The sequence below is a fragment of the Chromohalobacter israelensis DSM 3043 genome (assembly GCF_000055785.1).
Classification (GTDB): Bacteria; Pseudomonadota; Gammaproteobacteria; order Pseudomonadales; family Halomonadaceae; genus Chromohalobacter; species Chromohalobacter israelensis.
Genome location: NC_007963.1, coordinates 115,874 through 138,311, shown reverse-complemented (window position 1 = coordinate 138,311; position 22,438 = coordinate 115,874). Strand labels below are relative to the sequence as shown.

The following is a 22,438-nucleotide window of genomic DNA, read 5'->3' as shown; positions in this document are numbered from 1 at the left end:
GGAGTTTGCCATGTCGCATGCCTCGCAGCCTTCCCCGCCGGAAGGCGATGTCCCTTATTCGCGCCTGGAGGAGGCACTGCACAGCATCACCCACGGCATCGGCGCCGCGCTGAGCCTCGCCGGCATGGTGGTCCTCATCGTCGTGGCCAGCCTGGCCTCCCACGTCGATCCGTGGAAGATCGTCAGCGTGAGCCTCTATGGGGTCTGCCTGCTGCTGCTGTATACCACCTCGACGCTCTACCATGGCTTGCGTCACGCACGCCTCAAGCGCCTCTTCCAGGTGTTGGACCACTGCGCGATCTATCTGCTGATCGCCGGGACTTATACCCCATTCCTGCTGGTCAACCTGCGCGGCCCCCTGGGGTGGACGCTGCTCGCCACGATCTGGAGCCTGGCGCTGGGCGGCATCGCGCTCAAGCTCATCTGGCCGCACCGCTTCGGCATGCTCCGCGTGGGCGTCTATCTGCTGATGGGCTGGATGATCGTGCTGGCCGCCGGCGAGCTCGATGCGCGCCTCAACACCCCCGGGCTCGCCCTGCTGGTCGCGGGCGGTATCACCTACACCGTGGGCGTGGTGTTCTATGCCATCCGGGCGATCCCCTTTCACCATGCCATCTGGCATCTGTTCGTGATCGGCGGCAGCGTGTGCCACTACTTCGCCGTGTATACCGCCGTGCTGCCCTTTCAGGCGTGACCGTCACCTCCCGCCACCGCCGACGGCGCCCCTTTCCCCCGTCGGCGCACCGTGGCGAGAGCGCATGATGCCGGCCCACGGATTGCCAATCTCCTCGCGGCCACTATGATCGTTACGACCGGCGGCGTGCCCGTCGGTCCGTCACGCCTGCCCACGAGGATCGTCATGTTCCGCTGGTTCGAAAACCGTCTCGCCCCCTTTCCGCCCGAAGAGCCACAACGGCCGCCGGACACGCTGATCGCCTTCTGCCTGCATTACACGCGCGGCGCCTGGCCCTACCTGCTGACGGCAACGGTGCTGATGGCGCTCATCGCCGGCATCGAAGTGTGGATGTTCGGGTTTCTCGGCAATATCGTCGATTGGCTGGCCGCCCAGGACCGCGAGACGTTTCTCGCCGACCAGGGCTGGAAGCTGACCGGCATGGCGCTGATCGTGCTGGTCCTGCTGCCCGGCATGGTGTGGCTGCATTCGCTGTTCCAGCAGCAGACCCTGATGGGCAATTTTCCCATGCGCATCCGCTGGCAGGCGCATCGTTACCTGCTGCGACAATCGATGGGCTTCTATCAGGACGAATTCGCCGGACGCATCGCCACCAAGGTGATGCAGACGGCGCTGGCCGTACGCGAGTGCGTGATCAAGCTGTTCGACGTGCTCAACTACGTCAGCGTCTATTTTCTCGGCACGCTGCTGCTGGTGGGCAACGCCGACTGGCGGCTGGCACTTCCCCTGGTCGCGTGGCTGGCCGGTTACCTCGTGCTGCTGCGGGTGTTCGTGCCGCTCATGGGGCGTGTGTCCAAATCCCAGGCCGACGCTCGATCGCGCATGACGGGTCGCATCGTCGACAGTTACAGCAACATCCAGACGGTCAAGCTGTTCTCTCATGCCCAGCGGGAAGCCGCCTTCGCCAAGGAAGGCATGCATGGCTTCCTGCTCACCGTGCATCGTCAGATGCGGCTGGTCACCGGCCTCTACGGCCTGCTCTACCTGCTCAACGCACTGCTGCTGTTCAGCATCGGCTGGCTGTCGATCCATCTATGGCTGATCGAGGCGGTCAGCGTGGGGGCGGTCGCCGTGGCCCTGGGGCTGGTGATGCGGCTGTGGGGCATGTCGCAGTGGATCATGTGGGAAGTCTCCGCGCTGTTCGAGAACATCGGCACCGTGCAGGATGGCATGGCGACGCTCTCCCTGCCTCGCCAGATCGAGGACTCACCCGAGGCGAAACCGCTCGCCATCGATCGCGGCGAGATCGTGTTCGACCATATTCGCTTTCACTACGGCAAGGGCAGCGGCGTCATCGACGACCTTTCGCTCCATATTCGCCCCGGCGAGAAGATCGGGCTGATCGGCCCTTCCGGCGCCGGCAAGTCGACCCTGGTCAACCTGCTGCTGCGCTTTTTCGAGTTGGAAGGGGGCGCGATTCGCATCGACGGGCAGGACATCGCCGACGTGACGCAGGAAAGCCTGCGCGCGAAAATCGGCATGGTGACGCAGGACACCTCATTGCTGCATCGCTCGGTGCGCGACAACCTCCTCTACGGCCGGCCCGACGCCACCGACGACATGGCGTGGCAGGCGGCGAAACAGGCCCATGTGGCGGAATTCATCGAGTCGCTGCGCGACATCCACGGACGGCGGGGCTTCGAGGCCCATGTCGGCGAACGCGGCGTCAAGCTCTCCGGCGGCCAGCGCCAACGCCTGGCCATCGCCCGCGTCATGCTCAAGGACGCGCCGATTTTGATTCTCGACGAGGCCACCTCGGCGCTGGATTCCGACGTCGAGGCCGCGATTCAGGAGAACCTCGATCAGCTGATGCGGGGCAAGACGGTCATCGCCATCGCCCACCGCCTCTCCACCATCGCGGCCATGGACCGGCTGGTGGTCATGGAGCAAGGACGCATCGTCGAGCAGGGCAGCCATGCAGAACTGATCCGCCAGAACGGTCTCTATGCACGGCTATGGCGACGCCAGTCGGGCGGTTTCCTGGAGGCCGCCACCACGCCCTCCTCGGCGCACGAAGCAAACTGAGCGCGCCTGGACGGCAAGGGCTGTCGGCGACGTCACGACGTCGGCAGCCCCGCCACGCCCTGCAAGGCCGAATCGCTGTCGCCGGCCTCGGGAATCACGCTGAAGGTACCGTCGGTCTCCAGCACCACCGCATACACACGCTCCACGTCGGCGATGCCGTTCTCGCGGATCGCCGCGCGCACCTCCGCGTCGACGACACGCTCCTGAGCCATCGTCTCGGCACGGAACCGTCCCTGGAAGAGCAGTAACGTCGGCTGCGACTTGACCAGATTCTTGACCCGCCGAGAGCGCACCGATGTGAAGGTGATGGCGAACTGCAGCGCGACGATCAGCACGAACGCCGTGATGCTCTGCGCCAGCGAGACCTGCGTCGAGACCAGCGCCGTCGACAACGTCGACCCCAGCGCGATGGTGACCACGAAATCGAAGGCGTTCCACTTCGACAGCGTGCGCTTGCCGGACAGGCGGATGATGACGATCAGGACCAGATAGCTGATGACGCCGATGACCAGCGTGTGCACGACCGGATGCATGGGAGACTCCAGACCAGGGATGAAGGATGCGCCCGTCAGCGTAGGCCCCTGATGCACGCCCGGCCACTCATATCGCCTTGCGCGCCGCATTCGGCGGCGACGTGCCGGACCTCCCCCATGCCGGTCACGCGCACCTCAGCGCGAGCCGCTTTTGATCGATTTTGCACATTCTCTTGTTAAGACAACGACATGGAACACGATTGCTGTTTTTCGAGTCACGACTTCATGGGAGAGAGTTGACATCACCTGGGGCGTGTTACTTTAATAGCATCAAACTGTGACTCTAATAACAAGACGACAAGCCAACACTGGCGTATGCCGTTCCCTGTATAACAACCCACAATCGAACGTCATCAGGATGCTGACATGACCACTATCATGAGCCTGGTAGGGATGGCGACGCTGATCCTTATCGCGGTGCTGTTTTCCTCCGATCGCAAGTCGATCCGGTTGCGTACGGTTGGCGGTGCCTTTGCCATCCAGGCCGCCATCGGCGCCTTCGTGCTTTACATTCCCTTCGGACAAGCCGTCCTGGCAACGCTCTCGGAGGGAGTCAGTCAGGTCATCGTCTATGCCGACGATGGCATCAACTTCTTGTTCGGCGACCTGGCCAACCCCGAGAGCGTCGGATTCGTCTTCGCCTTCAAGGTATTGCCGATCATCATCTTCTTCTCGTCGCTGATCGCCGTGCTCTACCACCTGAAGATCATGCAGTGGATCATCCGCCTGCTGGGGGGCGCACTTCAGCGCGTGCTGGGCACCTCTCGCACCGAATCGATGTCGGCCACGGCGAATATCTTCGTCGGTCAGACCGAAGCCCCCCTGGTCGTGCGCCCCTTCATTGCCTCCATGACACGCTCCGAGCTGTTCGCCGTCATGTGCGGGGGCCTGGCGTCGGTGGCGGGCTCGGTACTGGCGGGATACGCGAGCCTGGGCATTCCCATGGAGTACCTGATCGCGGCTTCCTTCATGGCGGCGCCGGGCGGTTTGCTGTTCGCCAAGCTGCTGATGCCGGAGACCGAAAAGCCCGATGACAGCATCTCGCGAGCCGAAGAGAAGATCGAGGAAGACGAAAAACCCGCCAACGTGCTCGACGCCGCGGCCACCGGGGCCACATCCGGCATGATGCTGGCAGCCAACGTGGGGGCCATGCTGCTGGCGTTCATCGGTCTGATCGCATTGCTCAACGGCATTCTCGGCGGCGTGGGCGGCTGGTTTGGCATGGAGTCGCTGAGTCTGGAAATGATTCTCGGCTGGCTCTTCGCGCCGCTGGCCTTCCTGCTGGGCATTCCCTGGAGCGAAGCCACGCTCGCCGGCTCGTTCATCGGTCAGAAAATCGTCGTCAACGAGTTCGTCGCCTTCATCAACCTGGCGCCGTACATCTCCGGCGATACCGTCGTGGCCGCCACCGGCGAGGCCATGTCCAAGCACACCGCCGCCGTGCTGTCCTTCGCGCTTTGCGGCTTCGCCAACCTGTCCTCGATCGCCATTCTCCTCGGCGGGCTCGGTCTCATGGCGCCCAACCGCCGCCAGGAAATCGCCCGCTACGGCCTCAAGGCCGTGCTCGCCGGTACGCTTTCCAACCTGATGTCGGCCACCATCGCCGGGCTCTTCATCAGCTTGGCATGAGGCTGTCGACGCCTCCCCACGGCGTCGACGGGAATCCCGCGCCGGATCGACCACCGGGCCCGGCGCGTCTTTCGACCGCAACGCAACAACCATAAAGATGGAAACCACGACCATGACAAAGACGACAACAAGCAAGTGGCTCGGCGCCACGTTCCTGGCCACCATGGTCTGCAGTAGTCCCGCCCTGGCCGCGGATTACTCGGACGGCATTCACGAAGACGACAACCTGTGGTTGACCTTCAACCTGATGCACAGCGAGGACAATCGCCTGCCGTTCCGCAATGCCCAGGATACCTATGTGGAAATGGAATTCGGCGGGCGTTCGGGCATCGTCGATCTCTACGGCTATGTCGACATGTTCGATGCCCTCGACGACGGCAGCGACGATCAGAATGGCGGCGACAACGTATTCATCAAGCTCGCGCCGCGCTTCTCGCTGGACGCCATGAGCGGTCGCGACCTCTCGGTGGGGCCGGTCAAGGAGTGGTACATCGCCACCGTGACCAACATCGGTGACAACGGCCCCGGCGGTGGCCTGTGGGAGCACTACGTGGGCCTGGGGTCGGATGTGGCAGTGCCCTGGTTCGGCGAAATCGGCCTCAACCTCACCGCGCGCTACGTGCGCGAGAACTACGGTGGCCCGGACGAGAATTCCTGGGACGGCTTCATGGTCTCCACCGACTGGTTCAAGCCGTTCTATACCTTCGGCAACGGCGACTTCCTCGCCTACCAGGGGTATCTGGATTACAAGTTCGGCGCGGACACCGTGGCCGATCAGGCGGGACGCAGCAGCAACAGCCTGGAATGGTTCAACGGGCTGTACTACCACGCGGATCGCTTTGCCATCGGTTATGGCCTGAAGCTGTACAACAACATGGCCTTCTATCGCGACGACACCGACGCCTCCGGCGTCCGTCAGGACACCTCAGGGCCCGGCCATTACTTCAGCATCAACTACAAGTTCTGACCCGTTCGCGTGTCCGCCTTACCGGCGGGCACGCATCGTCCCGATGTCATCCAGCGAGGCACGCATACAACGCGCAAGGCGTGGTGAAACGTCCCGGTTACCAGCCGGCGGGCGCACCGAGGTCACGGTTGTTGTCGGACAGGATCTCCAGCCAGCTGCGATCATCATCGGCGCGATCGGCGTCGTGGGCATCCGCATTGACGGCTCGCTGGCTGTCCGCCATGGCGACACTCATGCCGGCATCGCGATAACCTGCCGCATCGGCGTGACGCACGCTCGACCCGGTCGTCGTTTGAGACGCCACTTGCAGCGGTTCGTGATTCACGGCAGCGGCTTGTTGGGAAGCCGTGCTGGCCTGGGCGGCCAGTGGCAGGGCGGCGGCCAGAAGTGCAATAGCAGTGATGGAACGTGCCATGGGAATGTCTCCTTGTCGTGAGTGAACACGACACATTCTATTAGCCCGCTAAACATTATCCTACTATAGTCTTGCTATCGCACTTATAGTCTTGGTCTATGGGGTAGATAGAAAACGCCGTGACTCAAGCCAGCAGCTTGAGCCCCACTACACCCAGGACAATCAGTGCGGTAAAGGCGATTCGCAGGGGATGGCGTGACTCTCCCCAGTATAGCATTCCCAGCAAGGTGCCACAGACAGTCCCGATGCCGGTGAACACGGCATAGGCGATGCCCAGGTCGATGCCGCGCATGGCCAGGGCCAGGAAGCCGAGCGCCGTGCCGAACCCTAGTGTCATGAGCAAGCCGCCGGCCAGCGCCCGGCCTCGACTCACCCGCGCGAAACCGACGACCCCGAGTACTTCGAAAATTCCCGCGCCCAACAGGGCCAACCAATGCCAGGTCATGACGATACTCCTTCCCGTGAGGCGTCGGTACGCGAGACCGATGCCGGCGCGGCGGGCTTGCCGCTGAATTGATGCAGGCCGATGACTCCCACCAGAATCAGCCCGATGCAAGCCAGCGAGGGCCAGGAAAAGCGTGTCCCGAACAGCCAGGCATCGGCCACCACCGTGCCTGCCGCCCCCAGGCCCACGAAGACCGTATAGACGGTACTGGCCGGCAGAAAACGCACGGCACGTACCGCCAGCAACAAGCTCATGGCGGCCACGATCACGGTCGCCAGCCACTCGAGAGGACTGCTGGCGAGTTTCAAGCCCGTCGCCCAGCCGACTTCGGCCAGCGCCGCCAGCGGCAGAATCAACCAACGCATCGTCATCCTTTTCTCCTCGATCGCCGACGCCTCGCGTCTTCCGGGGGCAACGCCGGTTGGCGTCACGCAACTAACTAACGGTCGTTAGTATAGAGTTTGCGCCATGACTTGGCAATCGCGTGCCCGAGCCGCGATCATGAGGACCTTCACGCAGGCTCAGGAATTTTTCGTGCATACCCGTGACAAGCTCAAACAAACCGGCCTCGCCCTGTTCGCCCGGCACGGCTACGAAGGCACCAGCCTGGCGCACATCGCTGCCGAAACGGGCATCAAGAAGCCGTCCATCTACAATCACTTCCCCAACAAGGCGGCGCTCTTCCTGGCGATTTTCGAGGATGTCGAAAGCGGCATCGTCACGCTCATCGACGACAGCCTGACCCACTCCCGCGGCTTGCCCACGCGCGCGCGCTTCGAGCGCCTCATCCGTGCTTGCGCCACGTTCATCCGACGCGAGCACCAGGGCGTGTTCTACAAGCGCTACCTGCTGTTTCCTCCCACCGACGTGGCCGCCGACGTCGCGGCGATCTCCAACGACAACGAGAACCGCATCAATGCGCACCTGCACACGCTCTTCACGGAAGGCCGCCAATCCGGCGAACTGCGGGCACTGCCCGAGGCACAGTTCATCGCCGCCTTCTACTGCTTGATGGACGGTCTCTTCGCCGAGAACTTCTACTACGACGCCGATACCTTCGAGCAGCGCCTGGAGGGGGCCTGGGCAGTTTTCTGGGCAGGTCTGGAGGCCTGATCGTGCCGAGTCGAGGGGCTGGGCAGTTCAGGCCGTCGTCGCCAGGTGACTGCGCTCGGCCATGCGCCGAATGAACGCCACCGTGGCCTCGGGCCGCGTGATCGGCAGCATGTGCCCCGCGCCGGGCTCCAGGTGCAGCAGCATGTCGGGGTAGCGACGCTGCATGGGGCGGGTATGACACGCCGGGTCCAGGATGCGGTCGTGCGTGCCGAACATGATCCCCAGCGGCACCTTCAGCGCCGCGTAGCGGCGCACTTGCCGGGGCAGTTCGTGCTCGAGCATTGCCAGGTCGGTCGACGCCGCATGGAAGGCCTGGGGTCGCAGCGCCAGGATACCGCCGCCACGCACGGCGTAATCTCCGGGGACCGGCTCCGGCGCGAACACCTGCGCCAGGGTCCGCCGCGACGTCCAGCTTGTCAGGGGCACGGCGAGGGTATCGGCCATCCAGCGCCGCCGGCGTGGCGAGCGAATCGCCAAGAGCCGCATCGGCGGCGGCACATCATCGACCCGTTCGATCAGAGGCGCGAGCAACGCCAATCCCGCGACATCGTCGGGGAACTCCAGGGCCAGTGTCAGCGCCAGCGTGCCTCCCATCGAATGCCCCACCAGCAGCGGCCGCTCGACGCCCAGCGCCCGCCAGGCCTCGTGCACGGCGCGCGCCTGACAAGGCAAGCGGGCACGCTCGTTGTCGGTGGTGTCGGAATAGCCCGAACCCGGCCGATCGAAGGCGATGACACGATAGTCGTCACGCAACGCCTCGATCACGGCATAGGTAAAGTGCTGCAATTGACCGCCCAGGCCATGAATCAGCACCAGCGGTGGCCCGCTCCCCGCCTCGACGTAATGCAAGCGTCCGCCGGGGGTCTCGATGAAGGCGCCTCGCGGCGGCAATCGCGCTTCGGCGTCACGAGCCAGGGCACGTGTCATGCGCCTTAGCCCGAGGAGACAGGCCACGACAAGCAGTAAGCCGCAAAGCAGTACGCCGAAGAGCACGCCCCAGCCCGCGATCAGCATCGTGCGTCTCCGGCGGCGCGACTCATGCCCGGACCTCCGGCTTGCGGAACGCCTGATAACAATGCTGGTTGCGTTCCAGGGCGATCACGCTGTGCTGATCGAGGCCCGGAATCGTGCCGGGATGCAGCGCCTCGAGCGCCGTCACGGCTTCCGGCGGCACGGCGTTGTACGGCGGGATATCGTTCCAGCCCAGCAGGAGATGGCCGCCGGGACGCAGGCATGTCGCCACCGCCGAGAACGCGGCTTCGATGTCATCGGGTGCGTTGAGTCCCCAGCCAAGCACACCGTTGCAGATCACGGCGTCCAGGCTGGCGGGGGCGAAGTGCCGTTCCATGGAGGTCATGTCGGCAACCACGTGGCGCCGGCTCCCGAAGGGCGATTTGGCGGGGTCGACATCCAGCGTCGAGACGCGTGCCCGGGCGAAGAATTCGGGGTAGTCGCGCGTGTACCAGGCGCATCCCACCAGCAACACATGGCCGGCGCCGACATCCGCCGCCAGCGAGGGCAGGATGACTTTCTCCAACAGCTGACGATCGCCATAGCGATACCCCACTCGCCATCCCAGCCCATCCAGCACGCCCAGCAGGTGCGCCACGGCGCGATAGGTCTTCAGTCTCGCTGGCATCCGCGTCTCCCGGGTTGCGCCGTGCAGGCGATGACACCGTTCAGAGTTACCGGCGCACCGGGCAGCTGTCAACGCGGTCATCGTCATCCGCTGGCAAGCTCAACCAGAAGACGTTGACGGCCGCGTCGCTTTCGCACCAGGCCTCGCCCCCATGCAGCTGCGCCACGGAACGCACGATGGCCAGCCCCAGGCCACCGGTGCCCACCGGCCGGGATCGCGCCGGATCGCCGCGATAGAAGCGCTCGAAGAGCCGCGCCCGCTCCGCATCGGGAATCGGTTCCCCGTGATTGACCACCCCGAGGTGCCAGTCCCCGGCCTCTCGCCGCGACACCAGACGGATCTCGGTACCGCTGCGTCCATGGCGCAGCGCGTTATCGATGAGGTTGGCGAGCGCTCGGCGCAGCAGGTCGAGATTGGCCGTCACCCGCCCCTGCATGTCGCTCGCCAGCTCGCGACCGTCCTCGTCGGCCATGCCCTCGAAATAGTCGCAGAGCTGGTCGGCGAGGCCTCGCAGATCGACCGTTTCACGGGGCAGCACCCTCGCAGGCTGCTCGGTGCGTGCCAGGAACAGCATGGTCTCTATCATGCGCGACAGTCGCTCGTACTCTTCGACGTGAGAGCCCAGCAGTTGACGGTATTCCTCTGCCGTGCGCTCCCGCTGCAAGGCCTGCTGGGTCGCCCCCAGCAGATTGCCCAGGGGCGTACGCATCTCGTGGGCGAGGTCCTCGGAAAAGCGCGACAGCTGGGCGAACCCTTCCTCCAGGCGCGCCAGCATCTGGTTGAGCGCGCGACTCAGCTCGCGCAACTCCGCCGTCTCGTCGTTCGCCTCCAGGCGCCGATGCAGATGCGCCACGTCGATCGTGCGCGCCCGCGCGGCCAGCCGTCTCACCGGACGCAGACCGCGGCGCACGACGACCCAGCCCAGGCCGCAGGCCAGCACCGCGCCCGCCCCCATGGCGAGCCACAACCGCAACCGATAGGCGGCCAGCATCCGCTCGCGCTCATCGAGCGTCTTGCCGGCCACCAGGGTCAGGCGGCGCCCGTCATGCTCAAGACTGCGCCAGGCCAGGCGCGTCGACCCGGCAGCAGGATGCTCCCCGAGTCGTCCCTCCGGAGCCGGCGGCAGTTCCGGCACCGGCAGGCCCGGGGGATTGACCTCGATCAGCGGCACGCCGCGCGCATCGAGCATCCACAGCAGGCTCTCGCGATTGCCCAGCATGTTGGCATAGAGCAACGGGCGGCGGCGCAGCGCCGCGATGCTCTCGCCGTCGTCCAGAAGCGCTTCCATGCGTTCGAGGCGACCCTGCAGCATCTGGTCGTCGCGCCAGGCGATCTGTTGGCCCAGGGCATGGTAGAGATAGGCGCCCAGGCCGCCGAGCAGCCCCAGACTCACCAGGGCGAACAACAGCGACAGACGCATCGACAGAGAGGCCGGCGCGCGCATCAACCGCGGTCCTCCAGCACGTAGCCCATGCCCCGCTCGGTGTGAATCAGCCGACGCGTGAAGGGGTCGTCCACCTTGGCCCGCAACCGCCGCACGGCCACCTCCACCACATTGGTGTCGCTGTCGAAGTTCATGCCCCACACCTCGGAGGCGATCAAGGTCCGTGACAATACCTCGCCCTCGCGCTCGAGCAGCAGCTGCAGCAGCGCGAACTCCTTGTTGGTCAGCGCAAGCCGCGTCTCGCCCCGCGTGACCCGGCGTTTCAGCACGTCCATGTGCAGATCGGCCACCTGGAAGCGCTCCCGCTCCCGCAGCGGACCACGGCGCAGCAGCGTCCTCACCCGGGCCAGCAGCTCGACGAAAGAAAAGGGTTTGACCAGATAGTCGTCAGCGCCCAGCTCCAATCCCTTGACCCGGTATTCCACGGCATCCCGGGCGGTCAGGAACAACACCGGCACCTGGCCATGGCGACGGATCAGCCGCAGCAGTTCCCAGCCGTCGAGCCCCGGCAACATGACGTCGAGGATGATCAGCTCGAAGTCGGCCTCCTCGATCAGGTGCCGGCCGTCCAGCCCGTCCCGGGCCACCTCGACCCGGTATCCGGCCTCGCCCAGCCCCCTGGCAAGGTAGTCGGCGGTCTTGCTTTCGTCTTCCACCAGCAGGATGCGCATGCAGCATGCCTCTCGCTAAATGACGCCACAGGCTAGCCCGTCGCGCGCGGGCTGCCCATTACAAAGTCGTAATCCTGCCGTCAGGCCGGTGACGGCAAGGCGCTGCCAAGATGACACCTTCATCACGACAGGAGGTCTACCCATGCGTCTATCCCGCACGCTGATCGCCGCCATCGGCCTCGGCGCCACCGCCCCAGCCCTGGCTGCCGACAACCCGCTGAGCGTACACGTGCTCGACATCCAGTCCGGCCAGCCGTCGCCGGGGATCGAGGTCCAGCTCGAGAAGCGCACCGAGAGCGGCTGGGAGTCCCTGGCGACCGGCATCACGGCCGAGTCGGGCCGCATCTCGGCGCTCTATCCCGACGACCGGGACTTCACGGCGGGTGTCTACCGCGTGACCTTCGAGACCGGTGACTGGTTCGCCGAGCACGATACCCGGACCTTCTTCCCCGAGATTCCGGTGCCCTTCGAAGTGACCGACCCCTCGCAGCACTACCATATTCCGCTGCTGTTGAGCCCCTACGGTTATTCCACCTACCGCGGCAGCTGACGCCGCACCGACTCGCCGAAAGCAAGAAGCCCCCGGCCTTGGCCGGGGGCTTCTATGCGTCGTGGGCGAAGCGCCGCGGGGGTCAGGCGTTCGCCTCTCGGGCCTTCTTGATCAGGTCGTACGCGTGGGAGATTTCCTGGGTACGCGCCTCGGCCATGTCGCGCATGCTTTCCGGCAGCCCCTTGCCCGCCAGCTTGTCGGGATGGTTCTGGCTCATCAACCGACGATAGGCCCGCTTGAGCTCGGCATCGCTGGCATCGGACTCCACGCCCAGCACCCGGTACGCATCGGTCAACGACTGCTGCGAAGGCGCACCGCCCGGCTGTTGCTGTTCGCCACGCAGCATGGCCTCGATCTGGGCGATCTCGGCTTCGCTGCAGCCCAGGCCTCGTGCCACGCGCAGCAGCATGTCGTGCTCGGCGGGGTGCAACTGGCCGTCGGCGGCGATCGCCGAGAGCTGAACCTGCAGGAACATCTGCAGCAGCGCGCGCTGTCCGCCGGTCACGCGGCGCACCGTTGCCAGCTCGGCATCGAGATCGAAATCGTCGGCCTTGCCGCGTTCGAAGGCGGCGTTGGCGCGCTCTCGCTGCGCCTCGCTCAACCGCAGCCGCTGGAACAGCGTCTCGACGACGCGCAGCTCATCGCCACTGACGTCGCCATCCGCCTTGCAGATGCAGCCCATGACCGCGAACGTCGAGTCGAGAAACTGATCCTGCATCTTCGACAGTTTGGAGACCACCACGCGACGCACCAGGCGCCGCGCGACCCAGAAGCCCAGCACGGCACCGATGATCAGTCCCGGCAATTTCCCGAACATGAAGCCGAGGCCGGCTCCAATCAATATGGCGATCAGCATGAAAATCTCGTCTTGTCGTTAAGTGTCAGTCATCGGCACGCGACGTTTCCAGGCGCCGACGCACGGCGGTTTCGATGCCCTCGGCATCGAGCCCGCACGCCGCCAGCAACTCGGCGGGTTTGCCGTGCTCGACGAAATCGTCCGGCAGCCCCAGGTTCAATACTTCGACCTGGACACCCTCGGCGGCCAGGAGTTCATTGACGCCGCTTCCCGCGCCACCGGCGACGACGCTCTCCTCGAGGGTCACCAGCAGCCGGTGGTCGCGCGCTGCCGCGAGGATCGCCTCACGATCCAGCGGCTTCACGCTGCGCATGTTGAGGTGCGTGGCATCGAGACGCTCGGCCACCTCGCCGGCAGGGCCGTTCATGCTGCCGAACGCCAGCAACGCCACGCCGCCTTCGCGACCGCTGCGCCGTGTCTCGGCCTCGCCGATGGGCAGCGCCTCCAGGTTCGATGCCACCTGCGTGCCGGGACCGGTGCCACGCGGATAACGTACCGCCGCCGGTCCGGGGTGATGGTACGCGGCGCTCAGCATGGCTCGACACTCGGCCTCATCGGCGGGCGCCAGCACGATCATGCCGGGAATGCAGCGCAGGAAGGAAAGGTCCAGCGCACCATGGTGAGTCGGGCCGTCCTCGCCCACCACGCCGGCACGGTCGATGGCGAAGGTCACATCGAGCGCCTGCACCGCCACGTCGTGGATCAACTGGTCATAGCCGCGCTGCAGGAAGGTCGAGTAGATCGCCACCACGGGCTTCATCGCCTCGCACGCCATGCCCGCCGCCAGCGTCACCGCATGCTGTTCGGCGATCGCCACGTCGTAGTAGCGCTCGGGATACTCGCGCGAGAAGCGGATCAGGTCGGAGCCCTCGCGCATCGCCGGCGTGATGCCAATCAGACGCGCGTCCACCGCCGCCATGTCGCAGATCCACTCGCCGAAGACATTGCAATACTTGCGCGGCTTGGGCTGGGGCTTGGGCTGGGCTTCCGGCTCCGCCGTGGCCGCGTTGGGCGAGCGCGGCTCTTTTTTGGGCGGCGGCTCGCTGGTGGTCTTCTCGAGCTTGGTGATGGCGTGGTAACCGATGGGATCGGCCTCGGCGGGACGAAAGCCGCGCCCCTTGCAGGTCTTGATATGCAGGAACTGCGGCCCCTCCAGATTCGCCATGTTGCCCAGCGTCTGCACCAGCGTCGGCAGGTCATGACCGTCGATGGGACCGATGTAGTTGAATCCCATCTCCTCGAACAGGGTCGCCGGGCTGACCATGCCCTTGACGTGCTCCTCGGTGCGCCGGGCCAGCTCCAGCGCGCCCGGCAGGTGCGAGAGCACGCGCTTGCTGTTCTCGCGCATCACCGTGTACGGCTTGCTGACCAGAATGCGTGCCAGATAGCTCGCCATGCCGCCGACGTTCTCGGAGATCGACATCTCGTTGTCGTTGAGAATCACCAGCATGTTGGCATCGACATGGCCGGCATGCGCCAGCGCCTCGAATGCCATGCCCGCGCTCAAGGCGCCATCGCCGATGACCGCACACACACGACGCCGTTCGCCCTTGGTCCGCGCCGCCAGCGCCATGCCCAGCGCCGCCGAGATCGAGGTGCTCGAATGACCGACACCGAAGGTGTCATAGGGCGACTCGTCGCGCTTGGGAAACGCCGCCAGACCCCCGAACTGCCGAATGGTCGACATCTGCTCGCGACGCCCGGTCAGGATCTTGTGGGGGTAGGCCTGGTGACCGACGTCCCACACCAGGCGGTCATACGGCGTATCCAGGATGTGATGCAGGGCCACGGTCAACTCGACCACACCCAGGCCGGCGCCGAAGTGTCCGCCGGTACAGCCGACGCTGTACAGCAAATAGGCACGCAACTCGTCGGCCAGCTGGCGCAACTGGGTCGCGTTGAAATCGTGTAACGCCGCGGGATGCTCGCAGGTATCGAGCAAGGGCGTGGCCGGACGTTCGGCAGGAATCTCGTCGAACAGCTTCATAAGCGTTATCTACAACCGATCAGTGATCGCGGTCGATCATGTGGCGGGCCAGCTCGGCCAGAGGATAGGCACGTTCGCCCAACGGAGCCAGAGCGCTCAGGGCCTCGTCGAGCAAGCCTCGTGCCTTGGCACGGGCGCCATCAAGGCCGAGCAAGGCCGGATAAGTAGGCTTGGCACGCGCCGCATCGGCGCCGGTGGCCTTGCCCAGGGTCGCGGCGTCGCCGGCGACATCGAGAATGTCATCCTGGATCTGGAACGCCAAGCCGATGGCCGCCGCGTAGGTGTCCAGGGCCGCCACACGAGGGTCGTCCTCGTCGGCAGCGGCCAGGGCGCCCAGACGCACGGCGGCACGAATCAGCGCACCGGTCTTGTAGCCGTGCATGGTGGCCAGCGCGTCGACATCCAGGCGCCCGCCCACGGCGGAAAGGTCCAGCGCCTGTCCGGCGGCCATGCCTTCGCGTCCCGAGGCGTTGGCCAGCGCACGCACCATCGCCCCCAGGCGCGGGTGACGCGTCTCGGCCAATACCTCGAAGGCCAGCGTCTGCAGGGCGTCACCGGCCAGAATCGCCATCGCCTCGCTGTAGGCACGATGTACGGTGGGACGGCCACGACGCATGTCGTCGTCGTCCATGGCCGGCAGGTCGTCGTGCACCAGCGAGTAGGCGTGGATCAGCTCGACGGCAGCGGCCGGCGCATCCAGGGCCTTGTCCTCGGCGCCCAGCGCATGGCCGGCCGCGTAGACCAGGATCGGGCGCAGGCGCTTGCCGCCCCCCAGCACGCTGTACCGCATGGCGGCGTCGAGCTCGCCGGAGACGGGCGCCGCACGCTCGACGATACCGGCGAGCACCTGCTCGGTGCGCGCACGGGCCGTGGTCATGATGTCGCGGTCGCTCAAGGGCTCAACGCTCACCATCGGCCTCCCCGGTCTCGAACGGTACCGTCTGGAAGCTGCCATCGGGCTGCTCCAGCAAGGCCTTGACGCGCAGTTCGGCGTTTTCCAGGCGCTGCTGGGCGTCCCGCGTCAGGTGGACGCCGCGCTCGAACGCCACCAGCGAGGCTTCCAGAGAGAGCTCCCCGGATTCCAGCTGGGCCACCAGAGATTCCAGCCGCGCCAACGTGGCCGCGAAGTCCTCCGGCGCGCGTTCATCAACATCCGTTTCGTCAGGCTGGGCGGCGCCGCTGATCGACGCATCCGTTTCCGCCATGGCGCTTCTCGCTCATCCGTGCGGACCGATGGAGGCGGCCCGGCTTGCCAAGATTTGGCCCCACAGTATACACCCAAGCCCCGGGGACGCGTCTGCCCCGGCGAGTACGACACGCGCCGCCCGTGTATCGCGCTCATGTGTAAGGTGCAGCGATTTCATCCGCAACGCGGTCGCCTGTGCTACGATATGGCCCCTGTCGCTGGGCGCCCCCCACCCTTTTCTCGCCTCGGGTCGCCCCAATGGACAGGCCACCACCATACCGATAGACATACGTCGCATCAGTCGACGAAAGGGTTGAACCGACAATGGCCAAGACGTCTCTGGACAAGAGCAAGATCAAGATCCTGCTGCTCGAGGGCATTCACCAGTCCGCCGTGGACAACCTCCTGAATGCCGGTTACACCAACATCGAAACGCTCTCCACTTCCTTGTCCGAGGACGAGCTGGTCGAGAAGATCCGCGACGTCCACTTCATCGGCCTGCGCTCGCGCACACAGCTCACCGAGCGTGTGTTCGCCGCCGCCGAGAAGCTGACCGCCGTGGGCTGCTTCTGCATCGGCACCAACCAGGTCGATCTCAACGCCGCTCTCGAACGCGGCATTCCGGTCTTCAACGCGCCGTATTCCAATACCCGCTCGGTGGCCGAGCTGGTCCTCGCCGAAGCCATCATGCTGCTGCGCGGCATTCCGGAGAAGTCCGCCCGCGCTCACCAGGGCGGCTGGTTGAAGTCGGCCAAGAATTCCCACGAGGCACGTGGCAAGACACTGGGGATCATCGGCTACGGCAGCATCGGTGCCCAGTTGTCGGTGCTCGCCGAGTCGCTCGGCTTCGACGTCCTGTATTACGACGTCATCACCAAGCTGGCCATGGGCAATGCCCGTCAGGTGGGCTCGCTCGAGGAGCTGCTGGCACGCGCCGACGTCGTCAGCCTGCACGTCCCCGACGTGCCGTCCACGCGCTGGATGATCGGCCGCGACCAGCTGGCATTGATGAAGCAGAACGCCATCTTCATCAACGCCTCGCGCGGCACCGTGGTGGACATCGAAGCCCTGGCGGAAGTGCTGGAGAGCGGCAAGCTGCTCGGCGCGGCCATCGACGTCTTCCCCGTCGAGCCCAAGGGTACCAACGAAGAGTTCGTCTCTCCGCTGCGCGGCAAGGAAAACGTCATCCTGACCCCGCACATCGGCGGCTCGACCCTGGAAGCCCAGGAAAACATCGGGATCGAGGTGTCCGAGAAGCTGATCACCTATTCCGACAACGGCACCACCATCACCTCGGTCAACTTTCCCGAGGTCGCGTTGCCCGCCCACCCGGACAAGCATCGCCTGCTGCACATCCACGAGAACGTGCCGGGCGTGATGTCGGAGATCAACAAGGTTCTCAGCGACGAGGGCATCAACATCTCGGCGCAGTACCTGCAGACCAACAGTGGCGTCGGCTACGTGGTCATCGATGTCGACAAGGCATATGGCCCCAAGGCGCTGGAAGCGCTCAAGCGCGTCAACCATACCCTGCGCCTGCGCGTGCTCTACTCCGAGAGCAACTTCGAGGCGTAACGGTGCGGCGCACGCCCTGCCCCGACGCAACACGGCCCCTCCAAGGAGGGGCCGTTTTCATGGCGCCTGCCTGGCGACACGCCCTGAGGGGCGTGTCGCGCTCAAGGCGTTTCCGCAGAGCGCGAGACATCCGCCGGGTTGCTGGTCGGACCGGTCTGCGGCACGCCCGTCTTGACCTCGCGCTGGCCGTCGTCGTAGGTGTTGATCGTGCAGCCGGCAAGTCCTGCCACCAGCAGCACAGCACCTGCCATTGCCAATAGATAACGCATGAGTTCCCTCTTTTATCGCTTATCGATCCCGAGCCCACCGGCCGATGCCATCGACCAGTGAGCGATTGAGGCGACGCGTCTAGAACGCGACTTCCATACCAGCGTAGACGGTCCGTCCCGATGCCGGTTCGAAATAGCGGTCGTTATTGGCATTGATCCGCACATTGGCGAAATGCTCGCGATCGAAGAGGTTACGCACCCCCACGTAGCCCTTGAGCAAGGTATCGCCACCCAGGTGCCAGCCATCGCCGGCGCGCAGGTGGACCAGCCAGTAATCGTCGACCGCCACATCGTTGGCGTCGTCCGCCACCATGTCGCCGATGTACTGCGTCTCGAGCGTCGCGAAGCGCTCGTCGAAGCCCTTCCAGGTCAGCCGGTTCATCCAGGTCTGCTCCGGCAGGCCGGGGATGCGGTTGCCCCCGTAGTTGCCATCCTGGGTGTCGTATTCATCGAATTCGTACCTGGCCAGCGTCAAGGCACTGTCGAGACGCCAGCTCGGCGTCATCTGCCAGCCCAGCGCCAGCTCGATACCATCCCGCGAGGAATCGCCGGCATTGCGGTAAAAGTCCCGCCCATTCTCGTTGTAAGGCACCAGCTCGTCGCGCACACGCACCGAGAACAGCGCCAGATCGTAATCCACGCCATTGTCGAAATTCCCCCGCAGCCCGATTTCGCGATTCCAGGCCTTCTGTGGCTCGACGGCAGGATTGAAGCCGCCCACGCCACTGGGGTTGGCGAATTCAGAAAACGTGGGAGTTTCAAAAGACGTGCCGGTATTGACATAAGCCTGATGCGTCGGCAAGTACCGATAGCTCAAGCCCGCCGAGCCGCTCCATTCGCGGAAGGTACGGTCGCCGCTCTGGTCGCCGTCGCTGCCGAAATCATCGTCGATGTCGAAGTCGACGCGGTCGTAGCGGGTCCCCAGCGATAGCGTCAACTTGTCGGTGAGATCCAGATCGCCCTGGGCGAAAATACCCAGCGAAGTGGCCGTCTGGGTCTCGTCGGCGGTGTCACCGCCGACCGTGCCATCGAACTCGACGTTACGCCGCCAGCGATCGTCCTCTTGACGCGCCACATCGACACCGACCACATATCGCAGCGGCAGCTCGCCCAGCAGCAGATCCTGGTGATACTCGGCACTGCCCCCGAAGTAGTCACGCTCGTAGCCGAGGAGACTGTCGCCGGGATAGGGCAGTTGCTGTTCGAAGTCACGCTGTAGATAGAAGCCTTTGACGTACAGCTCGCCCGGCCCGGCGGACAGATCCTCGTACTGCAGCCCCAGCACCTGCTGGTCGACGTTCTGGCCCGTGTCGTATTCCTCGGTGAAGTCGCCGGCCTGGTTACGGTCTTCATCGACCTGCTCGCGCGTCAGTCCGCCCGGGTCCTCGGAGCGCGGATTGTCCAGCAAGTTGACGATGGCCGTCAGTGCCCGATCATTGCCCAGCTCACGGCGCACCTTGGCGTTCAGATGGTATTTCTCCACCTGGCTCTGATCCCGGTACCCGTCGAAATTCAGCGCCGAGACGCTCACATGATGGGACCAGGGGCCGTTCACGCCGCCATCGCTGAAGCGATATTTCCGGTAGCCGTCGCTGCCGATCTCGGCCCCCAGGCGAGTCTTCTGGTCGTCACGGCCATCGGCCGTGGTCACGCTCAGCACGCCACCGGCCGCATTGCCGTAGAGCACCGACGACGGTCCGCGGATCACCTCGATCCGCTGGGCGCTGTCGAGGTCGATGGCATCCAGCTGCGCCTGCCCATCGGGCAGCGTGTAGGGAATCCCGTCGGCCATCACCGTGACTCCACGTACACCGAACGGTGCCCGTGCGCCGAAGCCACGAATCGCCAGGCGCTCGCCCTGGGCGAAGTTGTCACGGTTTTGCAGGAACACCCCGGGCACGGTCACCAGCGACTCGTCGAGCCGAACACGCTGCTGGCCTTGCGCAATGCTGTCGCGGTCGACCACGGAAACGGCGGCGGGTGTGGCATAGAGCTCGCGATCGAGGCGCGGCGCCGTCACCTCCATCACCTCCGGCGAGATCGTCTGGGAGAACGCGGCGCCGGAAGCGCTCAAGGCGCCAAGCAGCAGGGAAGCAGGAAGGTAGCGATGGGTCATGGCGATATCGACAGGTCGGGTCTACCGGAGGCGGCATGCCACCGGTGGACGAATTCATTAAGCGGGGGTGAATATTAGCATATCGCATGTACCCCCGCCTTACGTCTCATCGCCATTTTACGGCATGCCTTGCATCACTCAGAAATGCGTCGTCATCACTTCCTTCACTGCCAGCGCTTCATCGACGCATAGTACGCGCCGCCACTTGTCGAACGTCAGGCAGGGATGGGACGTGCCGAAGGCCAGCACATCGCCTACCGCGATATCGGCGTGCTCGGGAATCTCGAGAAACGCATGCTGATCCATGATGTGCGTCGTTCGCCAGCCGCTGACGTCCACACTCACCGTACCTCCCGCCTCCCGTGGATAGCGGCGTAGCGGCAACGGCAGATCAGGCTCGTGCCCGATATCGCGCTTGCCCAGCGCAATGATCGCCAGGCCCGGTTCGGGCAGCGACTGCACATGAGCAAAGACTTCCAGCGCCGGGCGCAGCTCGCCCTCCAGGCCGGGATCGCGCGCCTTGATCGCCTCCATCGCACCGGCATAGAGCTTGTGATCGTGCACCACGTAGCAGCCCGGCCTCAGCACCGGCGTGTAGTGCTCGCGCAGCTCCGCCCTGTCGAACGTCTCCGCGATCAGGTCGAACCACTTGGAGCCGGAAGCGGTGACGATCGGCGCCTCGCGTTGCAGAACATCACTGGCCTGCAACGTGCGGACGGTCTCGACCAACCGCTCGCCGTAGGCACGCACGGCAGCGGCTTCATCGCCGCCGGCGATCATCCCCTCGTAACCTTCGATGCCGACGAGGGCCAGCGCGGGCTGCCTGGCGATCTCTGCCACCAGCGCATCGACCTGCGCGGCGTTGCGGCAGCCGCAGCGTCCGCCATCGACGCCCAGCTCGATCAGCACGTTCAGCGTGAGCTCCCTGTCGGCGAAGAACGCCCCTAGATCGCGCACGTTATCGACGCCGTCCACCACGCAGTAGTACTCCAGCCCCGCCTCGATGGCATCCGCCACCAGCGTCATGTTCGGCCGGCCGACCAGCTGGTTGGCCATCAGCACACGGTCGACGCCATGGGCATGCGCCGTCACCGTCTGCACCGCCGTCGCCAGCGTGATTCCCCAGGCGCCCGCCTCGAGCTGTCGCCTGAACAATGCCGGGGCCATGGTGGTCTTCCCGTGCGGCGCCAGCTTGGCGCCATGCCCCTCGGCGAAGCGCTGCATCCACGCCAGGTTGTGGGTCAGCGGCGCCTCGAAGACCGCCGCCGCCGGCAGCGGCACATCATGCAGCAGGTGCGCCGGACGCGACGGCGGCATGCCCTTCTCCATTTCCCAGTTCCCGGGTGCGACCATCATTTTCTCCTCGCCTCGTCATGCCTTCCGGGTATTTACTAACACAAAAAATAAAAATATGTTAGCGGGTAACAAGCCCATCAGTCACCGAATATGGATCGCTCGTGAGTCAAGAATTCGACATCCTGTCGCATATCACCGCCTGCTTGCCGAGCCTGCGCGTGTCGGAGAAAAAAGTCGCCACGCTGGTTCATGACGACATCGACTTCGTCACGGAGGCGAGCATCGGCGAGATCGCCAGGCGCGCCGAGGTGAGCGATGCCACGGTCACGCGCTTCGCGCGCGCAGTGGGTTGCCGCAATGTGCGCGACTTGAAAACACGCCTCACGCGTGCCCTGGCGGCTGGCCGCCGTTTCATTCAGGAAGCCAACGAGGAAGACGGCCTCGGTGTCATCTACGACACCGCCGCGCAGACGCTTTCGCTCAACCGCGAGCTGATGGAGCAGGCCGATGTCGAGGGCGCGGTGGCAATGCTCGACGACGCTCGCCAGATCCTGGTGTTCGGCGCCGGCGGTGGATCGACCGTCATGGCGCAGGAGATGCAGTTCCGGCTGGTGCGGCTGGGTTACGCCATCAGCGCCTATCCGCAAGCGCTCTTGCCACGCATGGTTGCCTCGACCCTGGAGCCCGAAGATGTCGTCGTCACGCTCTCGGTGACCGGCTACACCCCGGAGATCGTCGAAGCGGCCGAGCTGGCGCGCCAGTACGGCGCCCGTGTGCTCGCCATCACCGCCGTGGGGTCGCCGTTGGCCGACACCGCGAACATCGTCCTGCCATTGGCCGCCCGGGAGACCGATTACATCTATTTCCCGTCTTCGTCGCGCTACGCCATGATGGCCGCCATCGACATGCTGGCACTGGGTCTTGCGCTCCGTCACCGCGACCGTACCCGCGACAAGCTGCGACGCCTCAAGATCACCCTCGACGCTCACCGCGGCGGCGACAATCGCCAGCCGCTGGGGGATTGAGCC

23 protein-coding genes are annotated in these 22,438 nt (G+C 65.1%); 8 read left to right on the top strand and 15 right to left on the bottom strand.

Going from position 1 to position 22,438, the window contains the following annotated elements:
- Positions 1-10: 10 nt before the first annotated feature.
- Positions 11-694 (top strand): PAQR family membrane homeostasis protein TrhA, encoded by a 684-nt coding sequence (gene trhA, locus CSAL_RS00580; protein ID WP_011505424.1) that lies wholly within the window; start codon positions 11-13, stop codon positions 692-694.
- A gap of 165 nt (positions 695-859) precedes the next feature.
- Positions 860-2,719, top strand: coding sequence for an ABC transporter ATP-binding protein (locus tag CSAL_RS00575; protein WP_011505423.1), 1,860 nt, complete (start codon positions 860-862; stop codon positions 2,717-2,719).
- Positions 2,720-2,751: 32 nt separating this feature from the next.
- Here CSAL_RS00575 and CSAL_RS00570 read toward each other — a convergent pair whose 3' ends face one another.
- The gene (locus CSAL_RS00570; protein ID WP_011505422.1) at positions 2,752-3,252 is read right to left on the bottom strand and encodes a DUF421 domain-containing protein; all 501 of its coding nucleotides are present in this window, start codon (positions 3,250-3,252) and stop codon (positions 2,752-2,754) included.
- Between the two features lie 366 nt (positions 3,253-3,618).
- Here CSAL_RS00570 and CSAL_RS00565 point away from each other — a divergent pair, with 366 nt between their 5' ends.
- A complete protein-coding gene (locus CSAL_RS00565) occupies positions 3,619-4,881 on the top strand; it encodes a NupC/NupG family nucleoside CNT transporter (RefSeq protein WP_011505421.1) in 1,263 nt (420 codons plus the stop codon).
- A 112-nt stretch (positions 4,882-4,993) separates the two neighbouring features.
- Entirely contained in the window at positions 4,994-5,848 is an 855-nt protein-coding gene (locus tag CSAL_RS00560; RefSeq protein WP_043557826.1) for an outer membrane protein OmpK, read from the top strand.
- Positions 5,849-5,945: 97 nt separating this feature from the next.
- Here CSAL_RS00560 and CSAL_RS00555 read toward each other — a convergent pair whose 3' ends face one another.
- From CSAL_RS00555 to CSAL_RS00545, 3 genes are all read right to left on the bottom strand, one after another.
- Positions 5,946-6,263, bottom strand: coding sequence for a hypothetical protein (locus CSAL_RS00555; protein WP_043557825.1), 318 nt, complete (start codon positions 6,261-6,263; stop codon positions 5,946-5,948).
- Between the two features lie 124 nt (positions 6,264-6,387).
- The gene (locus CSAL_RS00550; RefSeq protein WP_011505418.1) at positions 6,388-6,708 is read right to left on the bottom strand and encodes a DMT family transporter; all 321 of its coding nucleotides are present in this window, start codon (positions 6,706-6,708) and stop codon (positions 6,388-6,390) included.
- Positions 6,705-7,079 carry a DMT family transporter gene (locus CSAL_RS00545; protein ID WP_011505417.1) on the bottom strand — a complete coding sequence of 125 codons (375 nt, stop codon included), beginning with the start codon at positions 7,077-7,079 and terminating at the stop codon, positions 6,705-6,707. The genes CSAL_RS00550 and CSAL_RS00545 overlap by 4 nt, the downstream gene beginning before the upstream one ends.
- A gap of 130 nt (positions 7,080-7,209) precedes the next feature.
- On the opposite strand from CSAL_RS00545, the gene CSAL_RS00540 reads away from it, so the two are divergent.
- Positions 7,210-7,821 carry a TetR/AcrR family transcriptional regulator gene (locus CSAL_RS00540; protein WP_187290067.1) on the top strand — a complete coding sequence of 204 codons (612 nt, stop codon included), beginning with the start codon at positions 7,210-7,212 and terminating at the stop codon, positions 7,819-7,821.
- A 27-nt stretch (positions 7,822-7,848) separates the two neighbouring features.
- Here the strand turns inward: CSAL_RS00540 and CSAL_RS00535 are convergent, their stop codons facing one another.
- Genes CSAL_RS00535 through CSAL_RS00520 form a run of 4 tightly spaced genes read right to left on the bottom strand, consistent with a single transcriptional unit; the run spans position 7,849 to position 11,575 of the window.
- Positions 7,849-8,835, bottom strand: a complete 987-nt coding sequence (locus CSAL_RS00535; protein ID WP_011505415.1) for an alpha/beta fold hydrolase — start codon at positions 8,833-8,835, stop codon at positions 7,849-7,851.
- A gap of 22 nt (positions 8,836-8,857) precedes the next feature.
- Complete coding sequence (locus CSAL_RS00530; RefSeq protein WP_011505414.1) at positions 8,858-9,460, bottom strand: class I SAM-dependent methyltransferase; 603 nt, start codon at positions 9,458-9,460, stop codon at positions 8,858-8,860.
- 46 nt (positions 9,461-9,506) lie between these two features.
- Positions 9,507-10,904, bottom strand: a complete 1,398-nt coding sequence (locus tag CSAL_RS00525; protein WP_011505413.1) for a heavy metal sensor histidine kinase — start codon at positions 10,902-10,904, stop codon at positions 9,507-9,509.
- On the bottom strand, positions 10,904-11,575 hold the full coding sequence (locus CSAL_RS00520; RefSeq protein WP_011505412.1) for a heavy metal response regulator transcription factor: 672 nt from the start codon (positions 11,573-11,575) through the stop codon (positions 10,904-10,906). Before CSAL_RS00520 ends, CSAL_RS00525 begins: the two co-directional genes overlap by 1 nt.
- Before the next feature lie 142 nt (positions 11,576-11,717).
- Between CSAL_RS00520 and uraH the strand changes: the two genes are divergently transcribed.
- A complete protein-coding gene (gene uraH, locus CSAL_RS00515; protein ID WP_011505411.1) occupies positions 11,718-12,125 on the top strand; it encodes a hydroxyisourate hydrolase in 408 nt (135 codons plus the stop codon).
- An 82-nt stretch (positions 12,126-12,207) separates the two neighbouring features.
- Here uraH and djlA read toward each other — a convergent pair whose 3' ends face one another.
- From djlA to CSAL_RS00495, 4 genes are read right to left on the bottom strand one after another with little or no spacing between them, the layout of a single operon-like run.
- Entirely contained in the window at positions 12,208-12,981 is a 774-nt protein-coding gene (gene djlA / locus CSAL_RS00510; RefSeq protein WP_011505410.1) for a co-chaperone DjlA, read from the bottom strand.
- A gap of 25 nt (positions 12,982-13,006) precedes the next feature.
- On the bottom strand, positions 13,007-14,968 hold the full coding sequence (gene dxs / locus CSAL_RS00505; protein WP_011505409.1) for a 1-deoxy-D-xylulose-5-phosphate synthase: 1,962 nt from the start codon (positions 14,966-14,968) through the stop codon (positions 13,007-13,009).
- A gap of 19 nt (positions 14,969-14,987) precedes the next feature.
- Positions 14,988-15,845: a (2E,6E)-farnesyl diphosphate synthase gene (ispA, locus tag CSAL_RS00500; RefSeq protein WP_011505408.1), complete on the bottom strand. Its 858-nt coding sequence runs from the start codon at positions 15,843-15,845 to the stop codon at positions 14,988-14,990.
- A 22-nt stretch (positions 15,846-15,867) separates the two neighbouring features.
- Positions 15,868-16,173 (bottom strand): exodeoxyribonuclease VII small subunit, encoded by a 306-nt coding sequence (locus tag CSAL_RS00495; protein ID WP_011505407.1) that lies wholly within the window; start codon positions 16,171-16,173, stop codon positions 15,868-15,870.
- A gap of 305 nt (positions 16,174-16,478) precedes the next feature.
- Between CSAL_RS00495 and serA the strand changes: the two genes are divergently transcribed.
- On the top strand, positions 16,479-17,729 hold the full coding sequence (gene serA / locus CSAL_RS00490) for a phosphoglycerate dehydrogenase (protein ID WP_011505406.1): 1,251 nt from the start codon (positions 16,479-16,481) through the stop codon (positions 17,727-17,729).
- A 101-nt stretch (positions 17,730-17,830) separates the two neighbouring features.
- On the opposite strand, the gene CSAL_RS17540 is transcribed toward serA, so the two are convergent.
- The 3 genes from CSAL_RS17540 to CSAL_RS00480 all read right to left on the bottom strand — a co-directional run bounded on the left by CSAL_RS17540 (position 17,831) and on the right by CSAL_RS00480 (position 21,467).
- Positions 17,831-17,998, bottom strand: a complete 168-nt coding sequence (locus tag CSAL_RS17540; RefSeq protein ID WP_156961547.1) for a hypothetical protein — start codon at positions 17,996-17,998, stop codon at positions 17,831-17,833.
- Between the two features lie 79 nt (positions 17,999-18,077).
- Positions 18,078-20,114 (bottom strand): TonB-dependent receptor family protein, encoded by a 2,037-nt coding sequence (locus CSAL_RS00485; RefSeq protein ID WP_011505404.1) that lies wholly within the window; start codon positions 20,112-20,114, stop codon positions 18,078-18,080.
- Between the two features lie 138 nt (positions 20,115-20,252).
- Positions 20,253-21,467, bottom strand: coding sequence for an amino acid deaminase (locus CSAL_RS00480; protein WP_011505403.1), 1,215 nt, complete (start codon positions 21,465-21,467; stop codon positions 20,253-20,255).
- A gap of 104 nt (positions 21,468-21,571) precedes the next feature.
- Between CSAL_RS00480 and CSAL_RS00475 the strand changes: the two genes are divergently transcribed.
- Entirely contained in the window at positions 21,572-22,435 is an 864-nt protein-coding gene (locus CSAL_RS00475) for a MurR/RpiR family transcriptional regulator (RefSeq protein ID WP_011505402.1), read from the top strand.
- Positions 22,436-22,438: the final 3 nt, after the last annotated feature.